This is a genomic window from Aeromonas sp. MR16, from assembly GCF_022549315.1.
GTDB classification, from domain to species: Bacteria; Pseudomonadota; Gammaproteobacteria; order Enterobacterales; family Aeromonadaceae; genus Aeromonas; species Aeromonas aquatica.
Window position 1 is genome coordinate 58,136 of the sequence record NZ_JAKZFK010000017.1, and the last position, 24,598, is coordinate 82,733.

General features: G+C 61.7%; 19 protein-coding genes. 13 read left to right on the top strand and 6 right to left on the bottom strand.

Annotated elements, in window-relative coordinates:
- The first annotated feature begins 302 nt into the window (after positions 1–302).
- The 4 genes from MM194_RS13610 (at position 303) to MM194_RS13625 (ending at position 7,374) form a co-directional block, all read left to right on the top strand.
- Positions 303–2,225 carry a DUF1302 domain-containing protein gene (locus MM194_RS13610; RefSeq protein ID WP_241343837.1) on the top strand — a complete coding sequence of 641 codons (1,923 nt, stop codon included), beginning with the start codon at positions 303–305 and terminating at the stop codon, positions 2,223–2,225.
- 26 nt (positions 2,226–2,251) lie between these two features.
- Positions 2,252–3,613 (top strand): DUF1329 domain-containing protein, encoded by a 1,362-nt coding sequence (locus MM194_RS13615; RefSeq protein ID WP_241343838.1) that lies wholly within the window; start codon positions 2,252–2,254, stop codon positions 3,611–3,613.
- 102 nt (positions 3,614–3,715) lie between these two features.
- Entirely contained in the window at positions 3,716–4,792 is a 1,077-nt protein-coding gene (locus MM194_RS13620; protein ID WP_241343839.1) for a YCF48-related protein, read from the top strand.
- A gap of 53 nt (positions 4,793–4,845) precedes the next feature.
- Complete coding sequence (locus tag MM194_RS13625) at positions 4,846–7,374, top strand: MMPL family transporter (RefSeq protein ID WP_241343840.1); 2,529 nt, start codon at positions 4,846–4,848, stop codon at positions 7,372–7,374.
- Positions 7,375–7,607: 233 nt separating this feature from the next.
- Here MM194_RS13625 and MM194_RS13630 read toward each other — a convergent pair whose 3' ends face one another.
- Positions 7,608–8,660 carry an AraC family transcriptional regulator gene (locus MM194_RS13630; protein ID WP_033130740.1) on the bottom strand — a complete coding sequence of 351 codons (1,053 nt, stop codon included), beginning with the start codon at positions 8,658–8,660 and terminating at the stop codon, positions 7,608–7,610.
- A 352-nt stretch (positions 8,661–9,012) separates the two neighbouring features.
- On the opposite strand from MM194_RS13630, the gene MM194_RS13635 reads away from it, so the two are divergent.
- The 3 genes from MM194_RS13635 (at position 9,013) to MM194_RS13645 (ending at position 12,987) form a co-directional block, all read left to right on the top strand.
- Positions 9,013–9,579: an alpha/beta hydrolase gene (locus tag MM194_RS13635; RefSeq protein ID WP_033130741.1), complete on the top strand. Its 567-nt coding sequence runs from the start codon at positions 9,013–9,015 to the stop codon at positions 9,577–9,579.
- A 75-nt stretch (positions 9,580–9,654) separates the two neighbouring features.
- On the top strand, positions 9,655–11,313 hold the full coding sequence (locus MM194_RS13640; RefSeq protein WP_033130742.1) for a fatty acid--CoA ligase: 1,659 nt from the start codon (positions 9,655–9,657) through the stop codon (positions 11,311–11,313).
- Between the two features lie 120 nt (positions 11,314–11,433).
- Positions 11,434–12,987, top strand: a complete 1,554-nt coding sequence (locus MM194_RS13645) for a PAS domain-containing methyl-accepting chemotaxis protein (RefSeq protein ID WP_033130743.1) — start codon at positions 11,434–11,436, stop codon at positions 12,985–12,987.
- 144 nt (positions 12,988–13,131) lie between these two features.
- On the opposite strand, the gene MM194_RS13650 is transcribed toward MM194_RS13645, so the two are convergent.
- Positions 13,132–14,724: a GGDEF domain-containing protein gene (locus MM194_RS13650; protein ID WP_241343841.1), complete on the bottom strand. Its 1,593-nt coding sequence runs from the start codon at positions 14,722–14,724 to the stop codon at positions 13,132–13,134.
- A gap of 87 nt (positions 14,725–14,811) precedes the next feature.
- On the opposite strand from MM194_RS13650, the gene MM194_RS13655 reads away from it, so the two are divergent.
- From MM194_RS13655 to maiA, 6 genes are all read left to right on the top strand, one after another.
- The gene (locus MM194_RS13655) at positions 14,812–15,456 is read left to right on the top strand and encodes a TIGR01621 family pseudouridine synthase (protein WP_241343842.1); all 645 of its coding nucleotides are present in this window, start codon (positions 14,812–14,814) and stop codon (positions 15,454–15,456) included.
- Positions 15,453–16,106 (top strand): HAD family hydrolase, encoded by a 654-nt coding sequence (locus MM194_RS13660; protein ID WP_241343843.1) that lies wholly within the window; start codon positions 15,453–15,455, stop codon positions 16,104–16,106. The genes MM194_RS13655 and MM194_RS13660 overlap by 4 nt, the downstream gene beginning before the upstream one ends.
- 255 nt (positions 16,107–16,361) lie before the next feature.
- Positions 16,362–17,492, top strand: a complete 1,131-nt coding sequence (gene hppD, locus MM194_RS13665) for a 4-hydroxyphenylpyruvate dioxygenase (protein ID WP_241343844.1) — start codon at positions 16,362–16,364, stop codon at positions 17,490–17,492.
- Positions 17,485–18,645: a homogentisate 1,2-dioxygenase gene (locus tag MM194_RS13670; protein ID WP_241343845.1), complete on the top strand. Its 1,161-nt coding sequence runs from the start codon at positions 17,485–17,487 to the stop codon at positions 18,643–18,645. Before hppD ends, MM194_RS13670 begins: the two co-directional genes overlap by 8 nt.
- A 9-nt stretch (positions 18,646–18,654) precedes the next feature.
- Positions 18,655–19,653: a fumarylacetoacetate hydrolase family protein gene (locus MM194_RS13675; RefSeq protein WP_241343846.1), complete on the top strand. Its 999-nt coding sequence runs from the start codon at positions 18,655–18,657 to the stop codon at positions 19,651–19,653.
- A gap of 73 nt (positions 19,654–19,726) precedes the next feature.
- Entirely contained in the window at positions 19,727–20,365 is a 639-nt protein-coding gene (gene maiA / locus MM194_RS13680) for a maleylacetoacetate isomerase (RefSeq protein WP_241343847.1), read from the top strand.
- A gap of 179 nt (positions 20,366–20,544) precedes the next feature.
- Here the strand turns inward: maiA and MM194_RS13685 are convergent, their stop codons facing one another.
- From MM194_RS13685 to MM194_RS13700, 4 genes are all read right to left on the bottom strand, one after another.
- Positions 20,545–21,189, bottom strand: coding sequence for a hypothetical protein (locus MM194_RS13685; RefSeq protein ID WP_241343848.1), 645 nt, complete (start codon positions 21,187–21,189; stop codon positions 20,545–20,547).
- Between the two features lie 190 nt (positions 21,190–21,379).
- On the bottom strand, positions 21,380–23,044 hold the full coding sequence (asnB, locus tag MM194_RS13690) for an asparagine synthase B (RefSeq protein WP_241343849.1): 1,665 nt from the start codon (positions 23,042–23,044) through the stop codon (positions 21,380–21,382).
- A 192-nt stretch (positions 23,045–23,236) separates the two neighbouring features.
- Complete coding sequence (locus tag MM194_RS13695; RefSeq protein ID WP_033130859.1) at positions 23,237–23,605, bottom strand: cupin domain-containing protein; 369 nt, start codon at positions 23,603–23,605, stop codon at positions 23,237–23,239.
- 149 nt (positions 23,606–23,754) lie between these two features.
- Positions 23,755–24,504 (bottom strand): HAD-IIA family hydrolase, encoded by a 750-nt coding sequence (locus MM194_RS13700; RefSeq protein WP_033130858.1) that lies wholly within the window; start codon positions 24,502–24,504, stop codon positions 23,755–23,757.
- Positions 24,505–24,598 lie beyond the last annotated feature (94 nt).

Genomic DNA, 24,598 nt, shown 5'->3' on the forward strand with positions numbered 1-24,598 from the left:
AGGGGCCTTTGTCAGCGCTTGCATCCCCTGTCATCAAATGAAAAGTGGCTGACGTTCAATGGCAAGCGCGGCCCTGAAGCTAGGCCTTACAGTCGGCACACAAGAGAGAAAGACTGTCTCATCACAGTGAGCGACACCCCGGGGCCGATGCAAAACAGAGCTGCATCCTCGAGAGCCAAACAAGGTGGTGCGCCATGAGGAAGGTCATCTCCACTTGCATGAAGAAAAAGCCAACGGAAACGGCGATTAAACACAGAACAACAAATAACAAATAACAGATGACGATACTCGGAGAGACTGTAATGGATTACAAGCACACGAGTCATGGTTGCGGTGCCCTGCGCCTCAGCCTGCTGGCGACGGCCATCGCGGCCGTTCTCCTGCCAACCGTTCAGGCGGTGGAGATCGACACGGACAGTGAAGACTGGTCCGTACGTTTCGACAACACCGGCAAGTTCAACTACGGCGTACGCACCGAGAGCGCGGACTCCCGCATGCTCGCCACCCCGAACAACAACGACGGTGACTACAACTTCAAGGATTCTGGCGACACCGTCACCACCCGCTTCGATCTGCTGACCGAGCTGGACGTGGTGAACAAGGGCAACACCGGTTTTCGCATCAGTGCGGCGAGCTGGTATGACTATGCCTATGACGACGTCGGCGCGAGTGACAACCCCTTCCTCAACAACAACGGTGACCGCTCTGGCATCGCCGGCTGGGCCGGTCGCCCGGGCGCTCCCGCCATGTTTGGCCAGCCGGGGCTGAGCGATTATGCCGATCGCTACTACAACGGCCCCTCCGGCGAGATCCTCGACGCCTTCGTGTTCCACAACATGGAGATCGGTGACGAGTCGCTGCTCGGCGTCAAGATTGGCCAGCACAACATCTTCTGGGGCGAGACCCTGCTCAACCCGGTGCACTCCATCAGCTACGGTCAGTCTGGCCTGGATCTCGCCAAACTCGCGGCGTCCCCGGGCACCGAGGCGAAAGAGCTGTTCATGCCCCGCAAGCAGATCTCCGCTTCTTTCACCCTGAATCCGGAGTGGACCTTTGCCGCGCAGTACTTCTTCGACTGGGACGCAGCCCGCCTGCCGGAGGCCGGCACCTTCTACGGTGGCTCCGATCTGGTGGGCTTCGGTGCCCGCGCCTTCCTGCTGGGCCACACCGGCGGCCCCGGCCTGGCCGGCCCGAGCGGTACCCTGAGCAACATTCGCCGCGGCGAAGACATTGAGCCGGGCAAGCACGGAGACTGGGGCATCATGACCAAGTGGTCCCCCGAGTCGCTGGATGCCACCCTGGGTGCCTACTATCGCCGCACCGCCGACATCCTGCCCCAGGCGGTACTGGACGCTCGTGGCCTGAACACCGGTGGCAGAGGGCTGGCCGGGGTGCCGCTGCTGCGCAACTCGGTGGACACGGCGAGCTACAGCTTCGCCTACGGTGAGAACATCGACATCCTGGGGCTGAGCCTGTCCAAGGACATCGCCGGGGTCAGCGTTGGCAGCGATCTGAACTATCGCCACAACATGCCGCTCTCCAGCATCCCGGCCCTGCTGAGTGCCGCCGGATCTGACAGCCTGGCCAGTGGCTTCGGTGCCTTGCCACCGCGCAACGCCAACACCGGGGTGATCACCGATGACACCGATGGCTACAGCGCCACCGGCGAGACCCTGCACTGGACTATCAACGGCCTGATGACCATGGCCGACTCTCCGCTGTTTGACGGCGCTGCTCTGCTGGCCGAGCTCTATTACAGCAATCTGTTGAGCCTCAACGATCACAACAAGGCGCTCTACAAGGGTGAGGACAGCTATCAGGGTCTCGACAAGTCGACCACGGACAACTGGGGTCTGGCGGTCAACTTCACCCCGATCTGGTATCAGGTATTCCCCGGTGTCGATATGAGCATGCCGCTGTCGGTCAACCTCGGCCTGGCGGGGGTATCCCCCGTGCAGGGCGGCGGCGCCAAAGACACCGGCAACTACGCGGTCGGCCTCGGTGCCACCATCTACAACCAGTATTTCGTCGATCTGAAGTACGTGGACTCCTTCGGCAAGTCTGCCGACTGTAACGATGGCGCCACCGATGGCTCCACCCCCAACGCCCTGGATGCGACCCAGCGCAACACCTGTTATGCCGGTGGTTACTCCTCCTTCTCCGGTGGCGGCGCCACCACGGAAGACAGAGGCGCCGTCTACCTGACCCTGAAGACCACTTATTGAGTCAAGCGACCGAGTCGGAGAACAAGATGATGAAACATAAACAGACCATGCTGGCCCTGTCCCTCGCCCTGGCTTTCACCAGTCAGGCCCAGGCGGCTGTCTCCAGTAGCGAGGCACAAGCACTTGGCACCAACCTGACCCAGGTCGGCGCCGATGCCGCGGCCAACGCCGACGGCTCCATCCCCGCCTATACCGGCGGCCTGACCACCGCGCCCGCCGGCTTCAAGGCCGGTGACAGCATGCGCCCGGATCCTTATGCGGGCGACAAGCCGCTGCTGGTGATCGACGGCAAGAACGCAGCCAAGTACAAGGGCGAGCTGACCGCCACCACCGCCGAGCTGCTGAGCCGTTTCCCGGACTTCAGAGTCGATGTCTACCCGACTCACCGCAGCGTGGCGCTGCCCAAGGCGGTGCTGGACAACACCAAACAGAACGCCCTGAACGCCAAGACCCTTGAAGGGGGCATGGCGGTGGATCAGGTGCTGCCGGGCATTCCCTTCCCGATCCCCAAGACAGGGGCCGAGGCGATGTGGAACTTCCTGCTGCGCTACCAGGGGGTGAACATCGCCACCAAATACGACTCCTGGAACGTCGATGCCGCCGGGGTGGCGGCGCTGTCCACCACGGGGCAGGCGTTCATCAACTACGCCATCTACGAGGACATGAAGAAGCCCATCTCGGCCAAGGACACCTACTACCAGATGAAGCTGTACTACACCGGGCCCGCCCGCCGGGCCGGTGAAGCCATCATGCTGCGCGATGCCGCCAACCCCCTGGAGCAGCCGCGCAAGGCCTGGCAGTACCTGCCGGGGCAGCGCCGGGTCAAGCTGGCGCCGAACCTGGCCTACGACACCCCGAACCCGGGCACCTCGGGCGCCGGTACCTATGACGACGTCTTCGTTTTCAACGGCGCGCTGGACCGCTTCGATTGGAAGCTGGTGGGCAAGCAGGAAATGATCGTGCCCTACAACACTTACAAGCTGACCTATGAGCAGGATGCCAAGGCGCTGACCACCCCGAACTTCCTGTCGCCGGATCACGTGCGCTGGGAGAAACACCGGGTCTGGGTGGTGGAGGGCAACCTCAAGGCAGGCGAGCGCCACATCTATGCCAAGCGCCGCTTCTATCTGGACGAAGACAGCTGGGTGGCCCTGGCCTCCGATCAGTACGACGCCCGTGGTCAGCTCTATCGCGGCTCCTTCGCCTTCCTGAGCCAGAGCTACGACAAGCAGACCCCGGATGCCACCCCCTTCATGATCTATGACCTGGTGGCGGGGACCTACAACATCAACGGCGTGGTGGGGCCTTACGGCGGTATCAAGTACGGCGCCTCCCTGTCGAAGGCGAAGTGGTCACCGGAGTCCCTGGCTGGCGCCGGGATCCGCTAAGCCGTCACGGGAGCCTGGTTCGTCATTGGCGAACCAGGCTCCTCGATGTTGGCGTCGGGCCGCCCTCTGGCGTCCCGCCGCACAGTGAGACAAGGACGTGGTATGGGTTCATTCAAGACGTTGGCGCCATTGATCTGCTGCGCCCTGCTGATGCAGAGCACAGGGGTGACTGCGGGGCAGGCGACCGAGTATGTGGACGTGCTGGACTTGCCGGCCAAACCGAGCGCGCTGGCCCAGCGCAGCCCCTTGCTGGATCTGGCTCGTGCCGGCAGCCGGCTGGTGGCGGTGGGGCAGCGGGGTCACATCCTCTATTCCGACGACGAGGGGCAGCACTGGCAACAGGCCAAGGTGCCGGTCAGCTCGGATCTCACCGCCGTCGCCTTCCCCACGGCCGAGCAGGGCTGGGCCGTGGGGGGGGATGGGGTTGTTCTGCACAGCCAGGACGGTGGCGCCAGCTGGCAGAAGCAGCTGGACGGCCGCCAGATTGGCGAGCTGGTGCGCACATTCTATGCCGCCAAGGTTGAGATCGAGCCGGACAACGAACAGTGGGCCGCGCTGGTGGAAGAGGGCCAGCGGCTGGTGGAGGAGGGGGCCGACAAGCCGCTGCTCGACGTCTGGTTCCAAGACGACAAGGTGGGCTACGTAGTCGGAGTCTTCAACCTCATTCTGCGCACCGAGGATGGCGGCCAGCACTGGACGCCGATGCAGGATCGTACCGACAACCCGGATGGGCTCCACCTCAATGCTATCAACTCGACGGGGGAGGGGCTCTACCTCGCCGGCGAGCAGGGTCTGCTGCGCAAGTGGGATGAGGCGGCGCAACGCTTCGTTGCCCTGCCGACGTCCTACGAGGGCAGTTATTTCGGCCTCATCGGCCAACCCGGCGAACTGCTGGTCTATGGCCTGCGCGGTCACGTCTATCGCAGCACGGACGGGGGCGAAAACTGGACCCGGCTCCTGAGCCAGGTACCCATCAGCATCAGTGCGGCGGTGCAGGATGCCGAGGGTCATTTCCGCCTCTTTACCCAGGCAGGACATATGTTGCGCCAGCGTGGCAACGATCCGCTGCAGCTGGTGGCAGAGGCAGAGCCCTCACCGGTGGCGGGCGCCGTGCTGACCCCGGATGGGGTTCTGGCGCTGGTCGGCAGTCGCGGTGTGCGTACCCTGACCGTCAAATAAAGCCGTCATGGAATGACGGCCGATAACGATAACAAGAGAATGAGGATCCAGACATGGGCCATGTGAAGCAAGATTCGATGCCGGTGATCCACGAGTTGGCACAGTTCGATCGGCGCTCCGGCAACCTGCTGGAGCGGCTGGTGTTCAACCATAGACCCCTGTTTATGCTGTTGATGACGCTGGCGACCCTGGTGTTTGGCTATATGGCGACGACTCGCCTGGCGCTGGCACCCAGCTTCGAGAAGATGATCCCCCAGAGCCAGCCCTACATCAAAAACTTCCTGGAGAACCGCAGCTCCTTGCGCGGTCTCGGCAACTCGGTGCGGGTGGTGGTGGAGAACACCCAAGGGGACATCTTCGACCCCGACTACCTCGGCGTGCTCAAGCAGGTCAATGACGAGCTGTTTCTCACCGAAGGGGTCGATCGGGCCTGGATGAAATCCCTCTGGAGTCCGGCGGTGCGCTGGACCGAGGTGACCGAAGAGGGCTTCCAGGGCGGGCCCGTGATGCCGGATGCCTATCAGGGCAAGCCTGCCGACATCGAACAGCTGCGCCAGAACATCAACCGAGCCGGCATCGTCGGCAGCCTGGTGGCGAGCGACTTCAAGTCCACCATGTTGATAGTGCCCCTGCTGGACAAGGCATCCGCCACCGGCAAGCCCCTCAATTATCACGAGTTTTCCCAGCGTATCGAGCAACTGCGCAGCACAATCGAGTTTGACGGCCATCCCCACCAGGTGGGAGAGGAGGGAACCGGCAAGTACAAAATCCGGGTCATCGGCTTTGCCAAGCTGGTGGGGGATCTGATCGATGGCCTCATTCAGGTGATCATGTTCTTCGCCCTGGCGGTGGTGACCTCCCTCCTCATCATCTTCCTCTACACCCGCTGCGTGCGCAGCACCTTGCTGGTCGTGGGATGCTCCCTGATCGCGGTGATCTGGCAGCTCGGCATCGTCGCCTGGCTCGGCTACGCCATCGATCCCTACTCTGTGCTGGTGCCCTTCCTGATCTTTGCCATCGGGGTCTCCCACGCGGCCCAGAAGATGAACGGCATCATGCAGGATATCGCCCGCGGCACCCATCGCCAGATCGCGGCCCGCTACACCTTCCGCCGCCTGTTCCTGGCCGGCGTCACTGCGCTGCTCGCCGATGCGGTGGGCTTCGCCGTGCTGATGCTGATCGATATTCCCGTCATCCAGGATCTCGCCATCACCGCCAGCATCGGGGTGGCCGTGCTCATCTTCACCTCCCTCTTGCTGATGCCGGTAGCCCTCTCCTATGTGGGGGTCGGTCGCAAGGCGGCCGAGCGGGCCCTGCGGATGGAGAACAACGCTGCCGCCCACAAGGGTTTTGGCAGACTCTGGGATCTGCTCGATCGCTGCACCGAGCGCAAGTGGGCCACCCTGGTGGTGGCGCTGGGGCTGGCCATGGGGATAGGCGGCTACCTGATGAGCCTGAACCTCAAGGTCGGCGATCTGGACAGCGGGGCGCCGGAGCTGCGCGCCGATTCCCGCTACAACAAGGACAACGGCTACATCACCAGCCACTATGCGCTCTCGAGCGACCTGTTTGCGGTGATGATCAAGACGGCGCCGGAAGGCTGTCTCGACTACAAGACCCTGATCCTGGCGGATCGCCTGGGCTGGGAGCTGCAGCAGCATCCCGGGGTGCAGGCCACCACCTCGCTGGTCAATGCGGTGCGCCAGATCACCGCCGGCACCTATGAGGGCAACCCCAAGCTCGCCAGCATCCAGCGCAACCAGAACGTGCTGAACTACGCCGCCCAACAGGCCTCGGTCAACAGCCCCGAGCTGTTCAACACTGACTGCTCCCTGATGCCGGTGATTGCCTACTTGAAAGATCACAAGGCCGAGACCCTGAGTGGCGTGGTCGCCATCGCCGAGCAGTTTGCCCGTGACAACAGCACGGCGGATCGCCAGTTCCTGCTGGCAGCAGGCTCGGCGGGCATCGAGGCCGCCACCAACCTGGTGGTGCACGAGGCGAACCGCACCATGCTGCTCTACGTCTATCTGGCGGTGACCGTCTTCTGCCTCATCACCTTCCGCAGCTGGCGGGCGACCGTGGTGGCCCTGGTGCCCCTGATGCTCACCTCTGTGTTGTGCGAGGCGTTGATGGTCTTCATGGGAATAGGCGTCAAGGTGGCGACCCTGCCGGTGATCGCACTCGGGGTCGGTATCGGTGTGGACTACGCGCTCTATCTGCTGAGCGTGCAACTGCACTACCAGCGCCAGGGCCTCTCGCTGGTGGAGTCCTACCGCAACGCCGTGGCCTTTACCGGCCGGGTGGTGGGGTTGGTGGGGATCACCCTGGCCGCCGGTGTGGTGGGCTGGGCCTGGTCACCGATCAAGTTCCAGGCAGATATGGGGATACTGCTCACCTTCATGTTCCTGTGGAACATGCTGGGGGCGCTGATCGGGGTGCCTGCGCTCTCCTATTTCCTGCTCCGGGATCCCAAGCAGGTTGTGGCGAAGACGGAGGCAGAGGCGCCGCACAACAACGGGGAGCACAGCGCACCTCAGGAAAGCGTGGTGGCGAAACCGCTGTCGGCGGATGCCCGCTGATGACTGAGGGTTCGCTAACGGGAATGCAAGGAGGGAGGCACTGTGCCTCCCTCTTCTTTTAGGGTTGATAGTGCAAGGTCGGGGGGAGCAGGAAAGGGGATAGGAGATAGGAGGAGTCGCGATGCCCCCTTAGCTCCGGTGCCGAGGACGAGTGACTCACGGGGGATGGGAGAGGGAAATACAAAGAGGGAGGCCTAAGCCTCCCTCTTTGCGTCTGGCGCAAGATGTGATGTCTAGCCGTAGGCCAGGCTGGTGCGCGCGCTCTGGGCCACTCGGGGCACTATCTTGTGGCGGGTGCGCCAGGTGGCGGGCGGCATGCCGAACTGGGCGTTGAACCAGCGGGTAAAGGAGCTTGGCATGGAGTAGCCCAGCATGTCGGCGATGTGGCCGAGGGAGTAACCGGAGTTTTGCAGGTAGCGCATCACCAGATCCCGGCGCACCTCGTTGATGAGCTCGCTGAAGGTGGCACCGCTTTCCTCGAGATGGCGCTGCAGGGTGCGCACGTTCATTCCCAGGGTGCGGGCGATCTGCTCTATGGTAGCGCGCCCCATGGGCAGCAGCAGGTAAATGGCCTTGCGCACGTCGGTCAGCAAGGATTGCTGGGTCTCCACCAGCAGGGTGTCGAGATACTGGCGCGCGTGGCGGGCCATGGCCTGGTTGGCCAGGGGGTTGGGGATGTCCAGGTCGGCGGAGTGGCAGACGATGCCGTTGAACTCGCTGCCAAACTCCAGCTTGCAGCCGAACAGGCGCTTGTGGATGGAGAGATCCGCCGGGGCATCATGGGTGAAGTTGACGCTGATGGGATGCCAGTTAGCCCCCACCCCGACCTGGGATGCGCAGAAGCGGAACATGACGCCGACCGCGAGCTCAGTGGCCTGGCGCGACGGCATGGGCGCGTCCGTTATGATCTCCTCACGGATGATGACCGCCTTGCCCGCCTCTTCGATGAAGATGGCCAGCGCATTGTTGAACAGGTGGATGTATTGCACCATCACCTGCAAGGCTTCGCGCAGGTTGGGCTGATAGCCGAGCAGCAGGCTGACCTCGCCAAAATCCGACAGCTGGCGATGCTCCGCCATGCGCAGCCCCAGGCTCTGGCAGCCACCGGTGCGGGCCGAGAGTTCGAGCAGGTTGACGATGGTGGCGACCGGGATGCGCTGATTGGGGACATCCAGAATGGAGGCGCTGAGTCCGGCTTGGGACAACAGGTTGGGGGTGTTCAGGCCCAGTTGGCGGGCGACGTCGAGATAATTGGTGAGGGTGGCGGCTCTGGCAAGGAGGGTCATAATGCGGTTCCCATGGCGACAGCTCATCTGCTGGTTGTTAACTGTTTTTTATCATCTTGTTTACATCATGAAAAGGCTTATTAATAGGTCTATTAGTCTAAGATGCTCACCGGTATCACTGGATAACCCTGTGTTTCAGGCCCTTTCGCCGAGCCGTTCGCCGCTTCTTCTTTGTCATCATAGGGTTGCATTTTTGTCATTCGGCGGCTACGGCGCCATCATAAGGCGGCTGCGCCTCTGTCACAAAAAGACAAGTCCATGGCACCCAAGGTAAAGCAGCCGGGCGCAGGGCATCTTACTGTGATGCCCATATCACCCGGTCGTCGTCGGGTCATCTGGAGAGGGGAGTGAGATGAAGCAATGGCAACCCAAGGCCACGGTGCTGATAGTGCCTGGTTTGCGTGAGCATGTGGCGGAGCACTGGCAGACGCTGCTCGCCGCCGAGCTGGACAAGGTGGTCATTGTGTCGCCTTTAACCTCGGACAAGCTCAATTGTCGGGCCAGGGTCGAGGCCATCGAGCAGGCGCTTGCCTCCATCGAGGGGCCGGTGATCCTGGTGGCCCACAGCGCCGGCGTGTTGATGACGGTGCACTGGGCCGCGCAGAGCCAGCGCCAGATCAAGGGCGCCCTGCTGGTGACGCCGCCGGATCTCGGCGCCACCTGGCCAGCCCAGTACCCGAGTGCAGACGCCATGCAGGCTGGTGGCTGGCATCCGCTGCCGCATACCCGGCTGCCGTTCCCGAGCCTGGTGGTGATGAGCCACAACGATCCCCTGGCAAGCCGTGAGGCGGTGCAGGCCATGGCCTTCGACTGGGGGAGCGAGCTGGTCGATGCGGGGGCCGTGGGTCATCTCAATCCGGCCAGTGGCTTCGGTCCCTGGCCCCAGGCCCAGGCGCTGCTGGCGCGCCTCGATAGCTGAATATCTATTTCTTCAAGGGGACGGAGTTTCCCCGGCAGTCCACAGCTCTGTGAGCATGAATCGAAAGGAGTCCATATGGTGAAGACCAGGGTCATACCGCCAGCGCAGGGAGCCCATGCCTATCCGCTGCTGATCAAGAGCCTGCTGTTGTCGGGGGGGCGTTACTATCCCGATCAGGAGATCGTCTACGCAGACAAGTTGCGCTATGACTATCGCACCCTCAATCAGCGGATCCACCGGCTGGCCAACCTGTTGACGGCGGCGGGGGTGGGTCCCGGCGATACCGTGGCGCTGCTGGACTGGGACAGCCACCGCTCCCTCGAATGCTTCTTCGCGGTACCTATGATCGGCGCCGTGCTGCACACGGTGAACGTGCGCTTCTCGCCGGAGCAGATTGCCTACACCATGCACCACGCCGAGGATCACCTGGTGCTGGTGCACGACGATTTCGTGCCGATGCTGGAGTCCATCGCGGATCAGCTGCCCACGGTGCGAGGCTATGTCCAGCTGACCGACGAGCACGCGGCGGCGACCCGCCTGCCGGTGCTGGGGGAGTATGAGACGCTGCTGGCCGGGGCGGATGGTCACTTCGATTTTCCCGACTTTGATGAAAACTCGGTGGCGACCCTGTTTTACACCACGGGCACCACGGGGGATCCCAAGGGGGTTTACTTCAGCCACCGTCAGCTGGTGCTGCACACCCTGAATGAACTGGGCACCCTGGCGGCCCATGCGGGGCAGTCGCTGCTGCAATCACACGATGTCTACATGCCCATCACCCCCATGTTCCACGTGCACGCCTGGGGTGTCCCCTACGTGGCGACCATGCTGGGGGTGAAGCAGGTCTATCCGGGGCGCTACGAGCCCAACAAGCTGGTGCGGCTCTATCGGGAAGAGGGGGTGACCTTCTCCCACTGCGTGCCGACCATATTGCAGATGATCCTCGATTGCGACGAGGCCAGACAGGGTTCCTTCGACGGCTGGAAGATGCTGCTCGGGGGCAGTGCGCTGCCACTTGGCCTCGCCACTCAGGCAAGCAACAAGGGCATTCTGGTGCACGCGGGCTACGGCATGTCGGAGACTTGCCCGCTGCTGTGCGTGGTGCACCTCGGCGAGGCCGAGCTGGCGCTGCCCATGGACGAGCAACTGCCCTTGCGGATCCGCACCGGCAAGCCCATCGGGCTGGTGGATCTGCGCATCATCGACGAGCAGGGCCGCGAGGTGGTGCACGATGGGGAGACCATGGGGGAGATAGTGGTGCGCGCACCCTGGCTGGCTCAGGGCTATCTGAAGGAGCCGGACAAGGGGGCCGAACTCTGGCAGGGTGGCTGGTTGCACACCGGGGACATGGCCTCCATCACGCCGAATGGCACTGTGGAGATCAAGGACCGCATCAAGGATGTGATCAAGACCGGGGGCGAATGGATCAGCTCGCTGGCGTTGGAGAATCTCATCAGCGCGCACGGCGGGGTGCATTCGGTGGCCGTGGTGGGGGTACCTGACGAGCAGTGGGGAGAGCGCCCGCTGGCGCTGGTGGTTGGCAAGGAGGGGGAGAGCCTGGACAGTCAGGCCATCAAGACGCATCTGCAAGGGTTTGTCGACAGCGGCCGCATCAACCGCTGGGCCATTCCGCGCCAGATCCGCATCGTCCAGGAGATCCCCAAGACCAGCGTCGGCAAGGTGAACAAGAAGCTTATTCGTGAGCAGGAGCTGAGTACGCCGAGCAAAAACTGAGCGCAGCATCATAAAATCCCACAGCGGCCCCTCAGGCATCCTCATTGTCTGAGGGGCCGCGTTGCTTGGCCCCATGGGCTTGACTACGCTAGTTGAGTTATCACACAAGAGGCGTGCGTCATGAATAAAACCCAGACTCATCTCGTGGATGAAGAGGTGGATTTTCCAGCAAATGAACAACTTGTCTCCACCACGGATCTGCAGGGAGTCATCACCTATGCCAATGATCACTTCTGCCGGGTCGCGGGATACAGCCGGGCCGAGATGATAGGCCAGCACCACAACATGGTGCGCCATTCCGATATGCCCAAGGCGGCCTTCGCCGATCTCTGGGGCAAGCTGAAACAGGGCAAGCCCTGGCGCGGCATGGTGAAGAATCGCTGCAAGGATGGCCGCTACTACTGGGTAGATGCCTATGTCACCCCCATCTTCGAGCAGGGCCGGATCAACGGCTACCAGTCGGTGCGCAACCGCGCCGAGCCCGAGATGAAGGCCATCGCCGCCCGCACCTACGCCAGGTTGAAGGCGGTGGAGCGAGGGGAGCGCAAGGCCGGTTTCTCCCTCGGTCCTATGCGCCATGGGCTGGCCATCGTCGGGCTGGTGCTGATGCTGGTGGGGGGCGCCTATTGGATGGGGGGCTGGGAATCCTTGCTGATGTTGCTGCCACTGTTGTGGCTTGGCCTCATCTATCGGCACGAGATCATCACCACCCCCCGCTATCTGGGGCAGCTGACCCGCGAGTATGACAGCCTGACCCGGCTCATCTACTCGGGGGACGAGCCCAGCGCCATCGCCGATTTCCACATCAAGCTGCTGCAGGCCAGGATCCGGACCGTGCTCGGGCGGGTCGACGATGCGACGCTCTCCCTGCAGGAGCTGGCCGTGCACCTCAAGACGGCGTCCAGCGAGGCGAGTGCCGACATCGCCGAGCAGGATATCCAGACCCAGCAGGTGGCGACCGCCATCACCGAGATGGCGGCGACCGCCCACGAGATAGCCCGTAACATCCAGGAGACGGACAACCAGATAGCCCAGGCCAAGGTGCACTGCCAGCACACCAACCAGCAGCTGGAGGACACCCAGCACAGGGTCACCGAACTGGCCACCCAGGCCGAGCAGGCCTTCAGCGCAGCGGTGGCGCTGGCGGAGGAGTCGGATCGCATCGGGGTATTGATGAGCGAGATCCAGGGGATCGCGGATCAGACTAACCTGCTGGCGCTCAACGCGGCCATCGAGGCGGCGCGCGCCGGCGAGCAGGGGCGCGGTTTCGCGGTGGTGGCCGACGAGGTGCGCACCCTTTCCACTCGCACCCACAAGGCGACGGAGCAGATCCAGGGCAGCATAGGGCAGATCCAGCGCACCCTGAACGGCTGGAAGGGCATGATGCAGCAGAATCTGGATCAGACCCAGTCCTGTGTGAGCCTGACCCGGCAGGGTTCCGCGAGCCTGCATCAGGTGTTGGCGGAGATAGAGCAGGTGGTCGATCTCTCGACCCAGATCTCGGCGGCGGCCGAGCAGCAGCAGGCGGTGGTCGAAGACATCAGCCAGAACGTCAACGCCATCTCCCTGCACTCCCACACCAACAGCAGCAAGATGCAGGACATGGATGCGTCGAGCGACATCCTGCTCACCAAGGCGCGGCAGCTCAAATCCCTGGGGCAGACCTTCGGTTAATCACCATGAAGACGCGCATGCAACGAGGCCACCCCAGGGTGGCCTCGTTGTTTCTTTGGGAGTGTGGATTGGCGCTTATGGGCAGAGGCTGTATTGAGCTGGCTCGGGCGCTGCCAGCGCCTGTGTCACGCTCGCGCTGTGGGGTCAGCCGGATTGTTCCGCCAAGGCGGCGAAGCTGCCGCTTTTGTCATCATACATGGCCCTGTCCGCCTGGATGAGCCACTGCTCTGCGCTCCAGCCGCTCTGGTAGTGACTGACGCCTATGCTGATCCCGATGTGCATGAGCTGGCCATCCACCTCGAACGGCGACTGCATGGCAAGCCGGATCACCTCGGTCACATCCTGCGCCTGACGGCAGCTGTAGTCGGGCAGTAGCAGGATGAATTCGTCCCCCGCCAGCCGGGCAAAGAAGCAGCGATGATCGATGGCATCGTCGATCCGCCTGGCCAGCTGGCAGAGCAGGGCATCTCCCTGGCTGTGGCCAAAGTTGTCATTGATGCGTTTGAAGTCATCGAGATCGCAAAACAGCAGGCAGCCGGGATTGGGGCTCTGGACCTGCCGCTCCAGCTGCTCCATCAGACTGAGGCGATTGGGCAGGCCGGTGAGGGGATCATGGCGGGCCAGTTGCAGTATCTCTTCTTCCCGTTGCTTGCGCAGGGCGACCTCCCGATTGAGCCGCTTGTTGCTGACGAACAGGTAGATGGCCAGCAGCAGGATGAGGGTGCCCACCCCCAGGCTCAACAAGAACCAGGGGCGCCAGAATGTCCACTGCTCCGAGGGGGCCTGATAGAGGAAATCCGCCAGCGGTATGGGCCCTGAAATGAGGCCTATCTCCGTCAGCTGCTGCATGATGTGGGCGAAGCGATCCGGGTTCATATACCCGATCTCCACATAGAGCGGCTGGATCATCTCCTTGCTCATCTGCAGCTCGTACTCCAGATGAGCCTGAGAGCGCTGGACGCCATACTCCCGGCGCAGCAGGCTGATGGCCTCGGCCGGGTGGGAGAGGGCGTAGCGCCACCCCTTCAGGCTGGCGGCCCGAAAACGTTCAACCCGCTCCGGGTTGGCCTGCTCCTCGGCCTGGGTGGTGAACAGGATGTCACTGTAAAAATCGACACCGTAGTTGCGGGGATTGATGATGGAGATCGGGACGCCGCGCTCCTCCAGATAAAAGGGCTCATTGCTCAGATAGGCGTTGAAAATATCGATCTTGCCCGCGATCAGATCGTCGATATTGACCGAGGTGGGAACGGGGGTGAGCTCACGCTCGTGCAGCCCCTGATAGTAGAGGGTGGCGAGCAGCTCGGCGTCCTGGTGGCCGGGAAACATCATGATCCGTTTGCCACGCATGTCCGCAACGGTGAGAATGCCGCTGTCGCGTCGGGCCAGGAAGATGGATGGCGAATGCTGATAGACGCTGGCGAGCGCCAGCAGGGGTTTGCCACTGGCGTAGCTGGTCAGCACCTCGGTGTTGCCGACCCCAAAGTCGGCGCGCCCGGCCAGCACCTCCTGCACCGGGCTTATCCCCTTGCCACCGGGTCTTATCTCGACGTCCAGTCCGGCGTCGGCATAGAATCCCTTCGCCTTGGCCATGTGGTAACCCACAAACTGGGGTTGATGCAGCCAGCGCAACTGCAAGACGACCCGATCCGGACGCTCATGGGGACGGTCACTTGCCAGGACAGGGGAAGCGTAACTGGCGCCAAGCAATAGCAGCCAAAACAAGTATCTCTTCATCCGTGCGATTCTTGTGCTGAGGATCCATGGGGTGGCCAGCAGGCCCGCATTCAACTTGTTAACAAATCACATTCTAAAGGGTTATAGATGTACCGGATACAGTTGCAGCACAAAGATTTCATGGTGATCAACAAGGGCCCGGGCCTTGGCATGCACGATGAGGCGGGTGAACCCGGCCTGGTGAATCTGGTACGTGCCGAGACTGGACTGGAGCTCTACCCCGTTCATCGCCTCGACAAGATGACCTCGGGGCTGGTGCTGCTGGCCCGTACCCCGGAGGCGAACCGCGCACTCAGCATGGCCTTTGCCGCCCGGGAGGTGAGCAAGCAGTATCTGGCCCTCTCCGATCGGAAGCCGAAGAAGAAGCAGGGCTGGATCAAAGGGGATATGCAAAAGGGGCGCGGCGGCAGCTGGATGCTGGCCCGCAGCCTGGACAATCCCGCCATCAGCTGGTTCGACTCGGCGCCGGTGCGCGAGGGCTTGCGGCTCTATCGCATCAAGCCCCAGACCGGCAAGACCCACCAGATCCGGGTCGCGCTGAAGAGCATAGGTGCCCCTATCCTCGGGGACGAGCGCTACGGCGGCACAGCAGGAGATCGCGGTTATCTGCACGCCTGGCGTCTTTCGTTCTCTCTGGGGGAGGAGGCATTCGATTTCGTCTGCCCACCGGATGAGGGGCAGTTGTTCCTCCTGCCCGAGCTGCACGGGGCTATCGCCGGGCTGGGTGAATGAGCCGGGTGGAGGCAGTGCCGCCCAAGGGCTGGATCCTGGCTGATTTTGACGACACCCTGGCGCCGGATGACAGCCACGCCGGCCTGCTACGGTTCATCTTGCGCCGCCGCCTCTGGCCACTCCTGCTGCTGCCGGTGATCGCACTGGGTGGCCTGGTTTATCTGGTGCCCAGCCTGCGGCGTCAGGGAATCTCGCTTATCTGGTGGGCCATCACCCTCGGGCTCTCGCCCCTGGGTTGGCGCACAATGGTGCGCGCCTATTGCCACACCCGATCCGGCCTCTATCGGGAGGCGAGAACCCTGTTACTGGAAGAAGGGGCGCGCTGCTGGGTGATCTCTGCCAGCCCCCGCGGCCTGGTGCGCGCCCAGCTTCATAGACAACTGCCTGGCCGGCTGCCTCACCGCATCCTGGGATCGCGGATGCACTACCGCCTTGGTGGCCTGTTGCCACGCTTCTACTGCCACGGCCAGCACAAGCTGCTGCCGGAGATCCTGGCACTCAAGCCGTCTCTCGCCTTGAGCGACAGCCCGCACGATCTGCCGCTGTTGGCGCTGGGTGAGCAGGCCTGGCTCATCAACCCTAATCCTGCGCGTCTGCAAAAAATACAGGCGCACTTGCCCCGGATCCTGCCCAAACGCTGGTCACTGTAAGGCAAAGCTGACAGCCTCCCGGATCCTGAGGAGGCTGCCCGCAAGGCCTCCACCTCAATGTCACAATCCATTTACATTTTTTCGAGCACAAGCCAACAAGACTATCTGGATCCCGCCTCTTTTCTTCTGCCGTTCCCACGCCTCTAATGAAACAAGTTGTTAACAACCTGGATTGGCGAGCATCCTGGCCCTGGCCCGCTCCGTCAATCCGGTGTTACCCGATTTTATTCCCAGGCCAGCCGCAAGGAGCGCATCATGACCCCCTCTTCTTCCTCTTCCCACACCATCAACCCCCTTGGCACGGACGGCTTCGAGTTCGTCGAATACACGGCGCCGACGGCCGCAGGCATTGCCGCCCTCAAGGCGCTGTTCATCTCCCTGGGGTTTGCCGAGGTGGCGCAGCACAAGCACAAGCAGTGCTGGCTCTACCGTCAGGGCGACATCAACTTTGTGGTCAATGCCGAGCCTCACTCCCAGGCGGAGCAGTTCGCCAGTGCGCACGGGCCGAGCGTCTGCGGCATGGCGTTTCGAGTGTCGGATGCGGGCCGTGCCCAGCAGTATGCCATCGCCAAGGGGGCCAAGCCCTTCGTCGGCAAAATAGGGCCCATGGAGCTCAACATCCCCGCCATCTATGGCATCGGCGAGAGCACCCTGTCCTTTGTGGACCGCTACGGCGACAAGGGTTCCATCTATGAGGTGGACTTCGTCTTCTACCCCGACTGGCAGGCGCGCATGGAGGCGGTGGATGCCGGGCTGGTCGAGATCGATCACCTGACCCACAACGTGCAGCGCGGCAACATGGATCTCTGGTCCCAGTTCTACGAGCGGATCGGCAACTTCCGGGAGATCCGCTACTTCGACATCGAGGGCAAGCTGACCGGCCTGCATTCCCGCGCCATGACGGCCCCCTGCGGCAAAATTCGCATCCCCATCAACGAGTCCTCCGACGACAAGTCCCAGATCGAGGAGTACCTGCGCCAGTACAAGGGGGAGGGGATCCAGCACATCGCCCTCGCGTCCAGCGACATCTACCAGACCATCCGCACCCTGCGCGGGCGGGGCACCGGCTTTATGCCGACACCGGATACCTATTACGAGGGGGTGAACCGCCGGGTGGAGGGCCATCAGGAAGATCTGGAAGCGCTCAAGGCGCTGCGGATCCTGATCGATGGCTCGCCGACCAAAGATGGCATCCTGCTGCAGATCTTCACCGACACCGTCATCGGCCCCGTGTTCTTCGAGATCATCCAGCGCAAGGGCAACGAAGGCTTCGGTGAGGGCAACTTCCAGGCACTGTTCGAATCCATCGAGCTGGACCAAATTCGCCGTGGCGTGCTGACTGGAGAGGGGCATGGCGAGAAGAACGGAGAACTGAACGATGCGTAACTGGATCAGTTTCCCCCACCGGGAGGGGACCCACTCCCGTCAGGCCCACGCCGACCTGCCCGAGCAGGCCATCTACGAGCGCGAGCTCGGGCGTGCCGGCTTCTTCGGCCCCGCCACTCACATGCACCACAAGCACCCTCCCACCGACTGGGTGGGTTGGGAGGGGCCGCTGCGGCCCAGAGCCTTCGATCTCAACGGTCTGCAGGAAGAGATAAGCTCCCTCTCCCCCTGGGTGATGCCGGACATACTGCACAATGCCCACTGCCGCTACCGGGTCTGGCGCTTGGCCGATGCCATGCCGTTTCTGGTGCGCAACGCCGACGGCGACGAGCTGCTGTTCATCCACGAGGGGAGCGGCGAGTTCTATTGCGACTACGGCCATCTCACGCTGAAAGAGGGGGACTATGTGGTGATCCCTCGTGGCACAATGTGGCGCATAGAGCCAGCAGAGCCGATGTTTATTCTAATGATCGAGGCGACCGACGACAGTTATCAGCTGCCGGACAAGGGCCTGGTGGGAAATCATGCCATCTTCGATCCGGCGGCGCTGGACGTGCCCGCCATAGACCCGGCCTTCCTGGCCCAGCAGGATGAAAATCCCTGGTCCCTGCAGATCAAACGCCACAACCAGGTCTCGGTCGTCACCTGGCCCTTCAACCCGCTCGATGCCCAGGGCTGGCACGGGGACTTGTGTGTAGTGCGCCTCAACTGGCGCGACATCCGTCCGCTGATGAGCCACCGCTATCACCTGCCTCCCTCGGCCCACTCCACCTTCGTGGCGAGCCGCTTCGTGGTCTGCACCTTCGTGCCGCGCCCCATCGAGAGCGACCCCGGCGCCCTGCGGGTGCCCTTCTACCACAGCAACGACGACTTCGACGAGGTGCTCTTCTACCACGCCGGGGACTTCTTCAGCCGGGACAACATAGAGCGGGGCATGGTCACCTTCCATCCCGCGGGCTTCACCCACGGTCCCCATCCCAAGGCGTTTGCGGCCGGCCGCGCCCACGCCAAGACCTTCACCGACGAGGTGGCGGTGATGCTCGACACCCGCGATGCCCTGAGTGTGGGCGGTCTGTGCGAGGGGGTGGAGAACCCCCGCTACGTCAACAGCTGGCTGCGTCCCGACCCCTCTACAGCGCCAAGCGGCAAATAAGGATCCCCTATGAAACTGGCAACCTTGAACAACGGCAAGCGCGACGGCGCCCTGGTGGTGGTGAGTCGCGATCTGAGCCTCGCGGTGCGCGTGACCCAGATAGCCCCGACCCTGCAGGCGGCCCTCGATGACTGGGCCGAGCTGGCCCCAGAGCTTGCGGCTGTCTATCAGGCACTCAATGACGGCGCCTGCGCCGATGCTTTTGCGTTCGATGAGGCAGCCTGCCTCTCGCCGCTGCCCCGGGCCTACCAGTGGGCCGATGGCAGCGCCTACGTCAATCACGTGGAGCTGGTGCGCAAGGCGCGTGGCGCCGAGCTGCCGGACAGCTTCTGGCACGATCCCCTGATGTATCAGGGGGGCTCCGACAGCTTCCTCGCCCCCCGGGGCCCCATCCTCATGGGATCCGAGGAGTGGGGCATCGATTTTGAATCCGAGGTGGCCATCATCACCGACGACGTTCCCATGGGGACCAACCCGGAAGCCGCCGCTCAGCACATCAAGCTGCTGATGCTGGTGAACGACGTCAGCCTGCGCAACCTCATCCCCGGCGAGCTCGCCAAGGGCTTTGGCTTCTTCCAGTCCAAGCCGTCCAGCGGCTTCTCACCGGTGGCCATCACCCCGGACGAGCTCGGCCAGGATTGGCGCGAAGGCAAGGTGCACCTGCCGCTCCTGACCCACCTCAACGGCGCCCTGTTTGGTGCCCCGGATGCGGGGCTCGACATGACCTTCAACTTCTTCGAGTTGGTGGCCCACGCCGCCAAAACCCGCCCCCTCGGGGCGGGCTGCATCATCGGCTCCGGCACCGTTTCCAACTACGACAGAAGCAGGGGTTCTTCCTGCCTCGCCGAGCTGCGCATGCTGGAAATTATCGAGTCAGGTCAAGCCACTACACCCTTCCTGCGCTTTGGTGATACAGTGTCCATCGCGATGCAGGATCGCAACGGGATGAGTCTGTTTGGCACCATTTTTCAGCGCGTCACGCAAATGGAGGCCAGTCAGACAAGCTAGGGAAGCCTGGGCCGGTACAAGGCCGGCAGGCGACAAGGCAGGTGGCGGACACCTGCCATCACAGGGACAGAATATGCTGCAGTTGTTTGGATATTGGCGTTCATCGGCCAGCTATCGGGTGCGTCTGGTGTTGCAACTCAAGGGACTCGGTTATGAGCAGCACCCGGTGCATCTGGGCAAGGGCGAACAGAAAGAGAAAGCCTATCGCCGGCTCAATCCTCAGGGGCTGGTACCTTTCCTCATCGACGGCGAGGTGCAGATTGGCCAGTCCGTGGCCATCATGGAATACCTCGACGAGACCTATCCCGCCTATCCCCTGATGCCCTCGGCCCCCATCGATCGGGCCAGGGTGCGCCAGATAGTCAACATGATTGCCTGCGATACCCACCCCCTGAACAACCTGCGGGTGCTCAATTATCTGGAGCAGGAGCTGGGGCAGGGCAAGACGACGCGGGACATCTGGTATCGCCACTGGATTGACGAGACCTTCACCGCCCTCGAGCAGTTGCTGATGACCACCGCCGGTGTCTACAGCGTCGGCAATGAGGTGACCCTGGCCGACTGCATGCTGGTGCCTCAGGTCTACAACGCCCACCGCTTCAATATGACCCTGGACGACTACCCCACCATCGCCCGCATCGTCGCCAACTGCGAGCAGTTGCAGGCCTTTATCAAGGCCGCCCCCGCCAATCAGCCGGATGCGCAGGCCTGATTTCCCCTCATCCCCAGCCCTTCTCCCGCAAAGGGAGAAGGGAGTCGTAGGTTGGGCTGAGCGTAGTGAAGCCCAACAAATAGCGGGCAATGGGGGGAATACCAAGACGCAGGTGAAGGATGATATTTATCGTGGGATCGATTAGCGGTGTGTAATTGGAGGAGAGGTAAAATAGGTGTTTAATTTTTTATTTTTTCGATGAAGTGAGACACTTTTGATTTTGTTTTCTTGGTAAAACCTGTTCTGGTGTTATTTATAATTATATTTTCTGCGTTATGTGATGTACGTAATCCCCATAAATGACTCGATCTACACATGATCAGTAAGATCTCACCATGTTTAGCTCTGGGTATCAGGTTCTCTCTTAAGTGATTTTGCATAGCCCACGCACTTGGTAAGCAGTTTGCAATGACTTCTGATTTATCCATGTTGACTGATGCATACGGAAGTAAATTTGCAACCGCAATGGTACTGCTTGCCAATTCAATGTCACCAAGAAATAAACTATTTGCTACTTTACTGAACCATTCAAACCAACCCGGGATTTTATATGGATAATGCTCTTCTCCGCTCAATTGTTTCAGAAGAAATTTACGATTATCCGCATCTTTAATGGCCGATAATGATGGGGTATCTATGCCTGGATTTGCATAACATAGAACGATTTTTGCTGTCTTTAATGGACCAAAATAGTGACCTGGTGGAAAATCGAAATTAAAATCAACATCATGACTTTCATTTAGCTCATTAAGTACCAATTGATCATCAGGATGAATATAGTTTTCACTCTTATCCAGTTGCCCCCAAAATTCAAAAAGTGACATAGTTTTCTACCACTAAAATATTCGACATGAGGAACAATGCCAAGCACGACTATGGTACCCTCTCTAATTTATCGCTGATATACACACATGAACGACTTAAAGATTGGGCTTCGCTTTGCTCAGCCCAACCTACGCCAGCAAACAATCTGCGTAGGTTGGGTCAGCTATATAAAGATCAACATTGCCAAAATTAATAGCTCTGCTGGTGCACATCCATCACGGCACGACCGGACGGGTCGGCCATCTCCTTGAACTTGGCATCCCATTCCAGCGCGGTCGGGGTGGAGCAGGCGACCGACTTGCCATAAGGTACTGTGCGGGCGGCCGCTTCCAGCGGGAAGTGCTCGTCGAAGATGGCGCGATAGTAGTAGGCCTCCTTGGTGAGCGGAGTGTTGATGGGGAAGCGGAACGCCGCCGCCTCGAACATCTGATCCGTCACCTCGACTTCGACCATGGCTTTGAGGCTGTCAATCCAGGAGTAACCCACGCCGTCGGAGAACTGCTCCTTCTGGCGCCAGGCCACTTCGTGGGGCAGCAGCTCCTCGAAGGCTTCCCGCAGAATGTGCTTCTCGATCTTGCCGTTGCCACACATCTTGTCGGCGGGCTGCAGGCGCATCGCCACGTCCATGAACTCCTTGTCGAGGAAGGGCACGCGGCCTTCCACGCCCCAGGCGGCCATGGACTTGTTGGCGCGCAGGCAGTCATAGAGGTGCAGGGAGGCGAGCTTGCGCACGTTCTCTTCGTGGAATTCTTTAGCGTTCGGCGCCTTGTGGAAATAGAGGTAGCCGCCGAACAGCTCGTCCGAACCCTCGCCCGAGAGTACCATCTTGATGCCCATCGCCTTGATGTAGCGCGCCATCAGGTACATAGGCGTGGAGGCGCGGATGGTGGTGACGTCATAGGTCTCGAGGTGATAGATGACGTCCCGCAGGGCATCCAGACCCTCTTGCACGGTGAAGTGGATCTGGTGGTGAATGGTGCCGAGATGATCGGCCACCTTGCGGGCGGCGGCCAAGTCCGGCGAGCCATCCAGCCCGACGGCGAAGGAGTGCAGCTGCGGCCACCAGGCCTCGCTCTTGCCATCGTCTTCCACCCGGCGGGCGGCGTAGAGCTTGGTGATGGCGGAGATGACGGAGGAATCCAGGCCGCCGGAGAGCAGCACGCCGTAGGGCACGTCGCACATCAGCTGGCGCTTGACCGCCGCTTCCAGCGCGGCCTTGAGCTCCGCCTTGTCGCTGACGTTCTGCTCGACCGCCTGATATTCCATCCAGTCGCGCTGGTACCACTGCTTGAGCTCGCCATCCTTGCTCCAGAGGTAATGTCCGGGCGGGAAGGTTTCGACGCTTTTGCACACCGGCACCAGGGCCTTCATCTCGGAGGCGACATAGAAGTTACCGTGCTCGTCGCGGCCGGTATAGAGGGGGATGATCCCCATGTGGTCGCGGCCAATCAGGTAGGCATCCTGCTCGGCGTCATAGAGGATGAAGGCGAAGATGCCGTTGAGATCGTCCAGGAAAGCCGGGCCCTTCTCCTTGTAGAGTGCCAGCAGCACCTCGCAGTCGGAGTGGGTCTGGAACTGGAAGTCGACCTTGAGGTTCTTCTCGAGTTCTTTGTGGTTGTAGATCTCGCCGTTGACGGCCAATACGTGAGTGCGCTCGGGGTTGTAGAGCGGCTGGGCGCCATTGCCCGGATCGACGATGGCCAGGCGCTCGTGCACCAGTATGGCCTTGTCGGAGCTGTAGACGCCGGACCAGTCGGGTCCGCGGTGACGCAGTCGCTTGGACATTTCCAGCGCCGATTTACGCAGGGTTGCTGCATCGGATTTGATGTCCAGAATGCCGAAAATAGAACACATTGGCGGTAATCCTCTTGATTTTTATGGAGCCCCCCACGTTTGGGCTCGAAATTCCATTTACATTCCTCGCCAATCACAATGCCTAGCGCAAAACCCTTTTGCAAGCGGGAAAACCGCACAAAATCATGCCGCGAGCGTCAAGCTGGCGGCATAAGAATAAGGTGGTGAGAAGGGGCTGGGTTGACGCGCGCGTCAGGCCGCCGCGGGCTCGAAGATCACATAGAGTTTGCGGCAGGCCACCAGCGTCTCCCACTCGCCGACGAAGCCCGCCGGGATGATGAACTGGCTGCCCGGGGTGAGGTGCAGCTTGCCGCCCTGGCCGTCGTGGATCAGCGCCTCGCCCTCCAGCAGCTGACAATATTCGTGCTCCGTGTAGTGCACGGCCCAGCGGCCCGGCTCGCAGGCCCAGAAACCCACGTGAAACTGCTGGCTCGGATCCGAGTAGTGGTTCCACAGGGTCTGGCTCGGGTTACCGGACTTGATGCGATCCGTCGGTGGGGTGAGAGGGGTGGGGGTGACGAAGTGATCGTCCAGCAGGATCCAGTCGTTCAGGCTCTTCATGGGGCTTCCTTGCAAGGGCTAAGGGGGCAACGGGATCGTCCTGATCCCGCGGTCGTTTACTTTTCTTAACGATGTTGCGTTTAAGTTAAACGATCTGCCCTGCCTTGCCAAGAGGGGCCGTCCTGCGACCCGGGAAGCGGGAAGCGGGATCAGACGATATCGATGTCGACCACTGAGTCGAAGATGTGGTTCGGTCTGAATGGCATGCGGTCGATGTCCGCCACCTTGCTCACGCCGGAGAGCACCAGCACGGTTTCCAGGCCGGCCTGGAAGCCCGCCAGTATGTCGGTGCGCAGGTTGTCGCCGATGATGATGGTGTCATCGGAGTGTGCCTCCATCCGGTTGAGCGCCGCGCGGATGATCCAGGCGCTCGGTTTGCCCACGTAGAAGGGCTTCTTGCCGGTCATCCGCTCGATGGGGGCGCAGAGGGCGCCGCAGGCGGGGTACATCATGGGGCCGTGGGTGTCCGGGTTGGTGGCGATGAAGCGCGCCCCCTGATCCACGAACTTGGCGCCCAGCTGCATCATGGTCCAGTTGTAGTTGCGAGTCTCGCCTACTACCACGAAGTCGGGGTCGATGTCGGTGATGGTGAAGCCGGCCTTGTAGAGCTCGTGGGTCAGGGCTCCTTCGCCGATCACATAGGCCTTCTTGCCATCCTGGCGCTTGAGGAAGTCGGCGGTGCCCATGGCGGAGGTATAGAAGCACTCCTCGGGCACCTCGATGCCGGCGGAGCGGAAGCGGTTCTGCAGATCTTTCTGGGTCTGGGCCGGGTAGTTGGTGAGAAACAGCAGCTTGCTGCCCTGCTCCAGCAGGCGGTGCACGAAGCGGTCGGCCCCGGGGATGAGATCGTTGTTGTGCAGTATGACGCCGTCGATATCGCAGATGACGTTTTTCTTCATAGGGACTCCTTGTAGGGGGGAGGCGATGGCCAACCTCGAATGTCTTCAATCGGTTATGGTTTTTGTGCCGCCATTATAAGACGCTTTGATGACA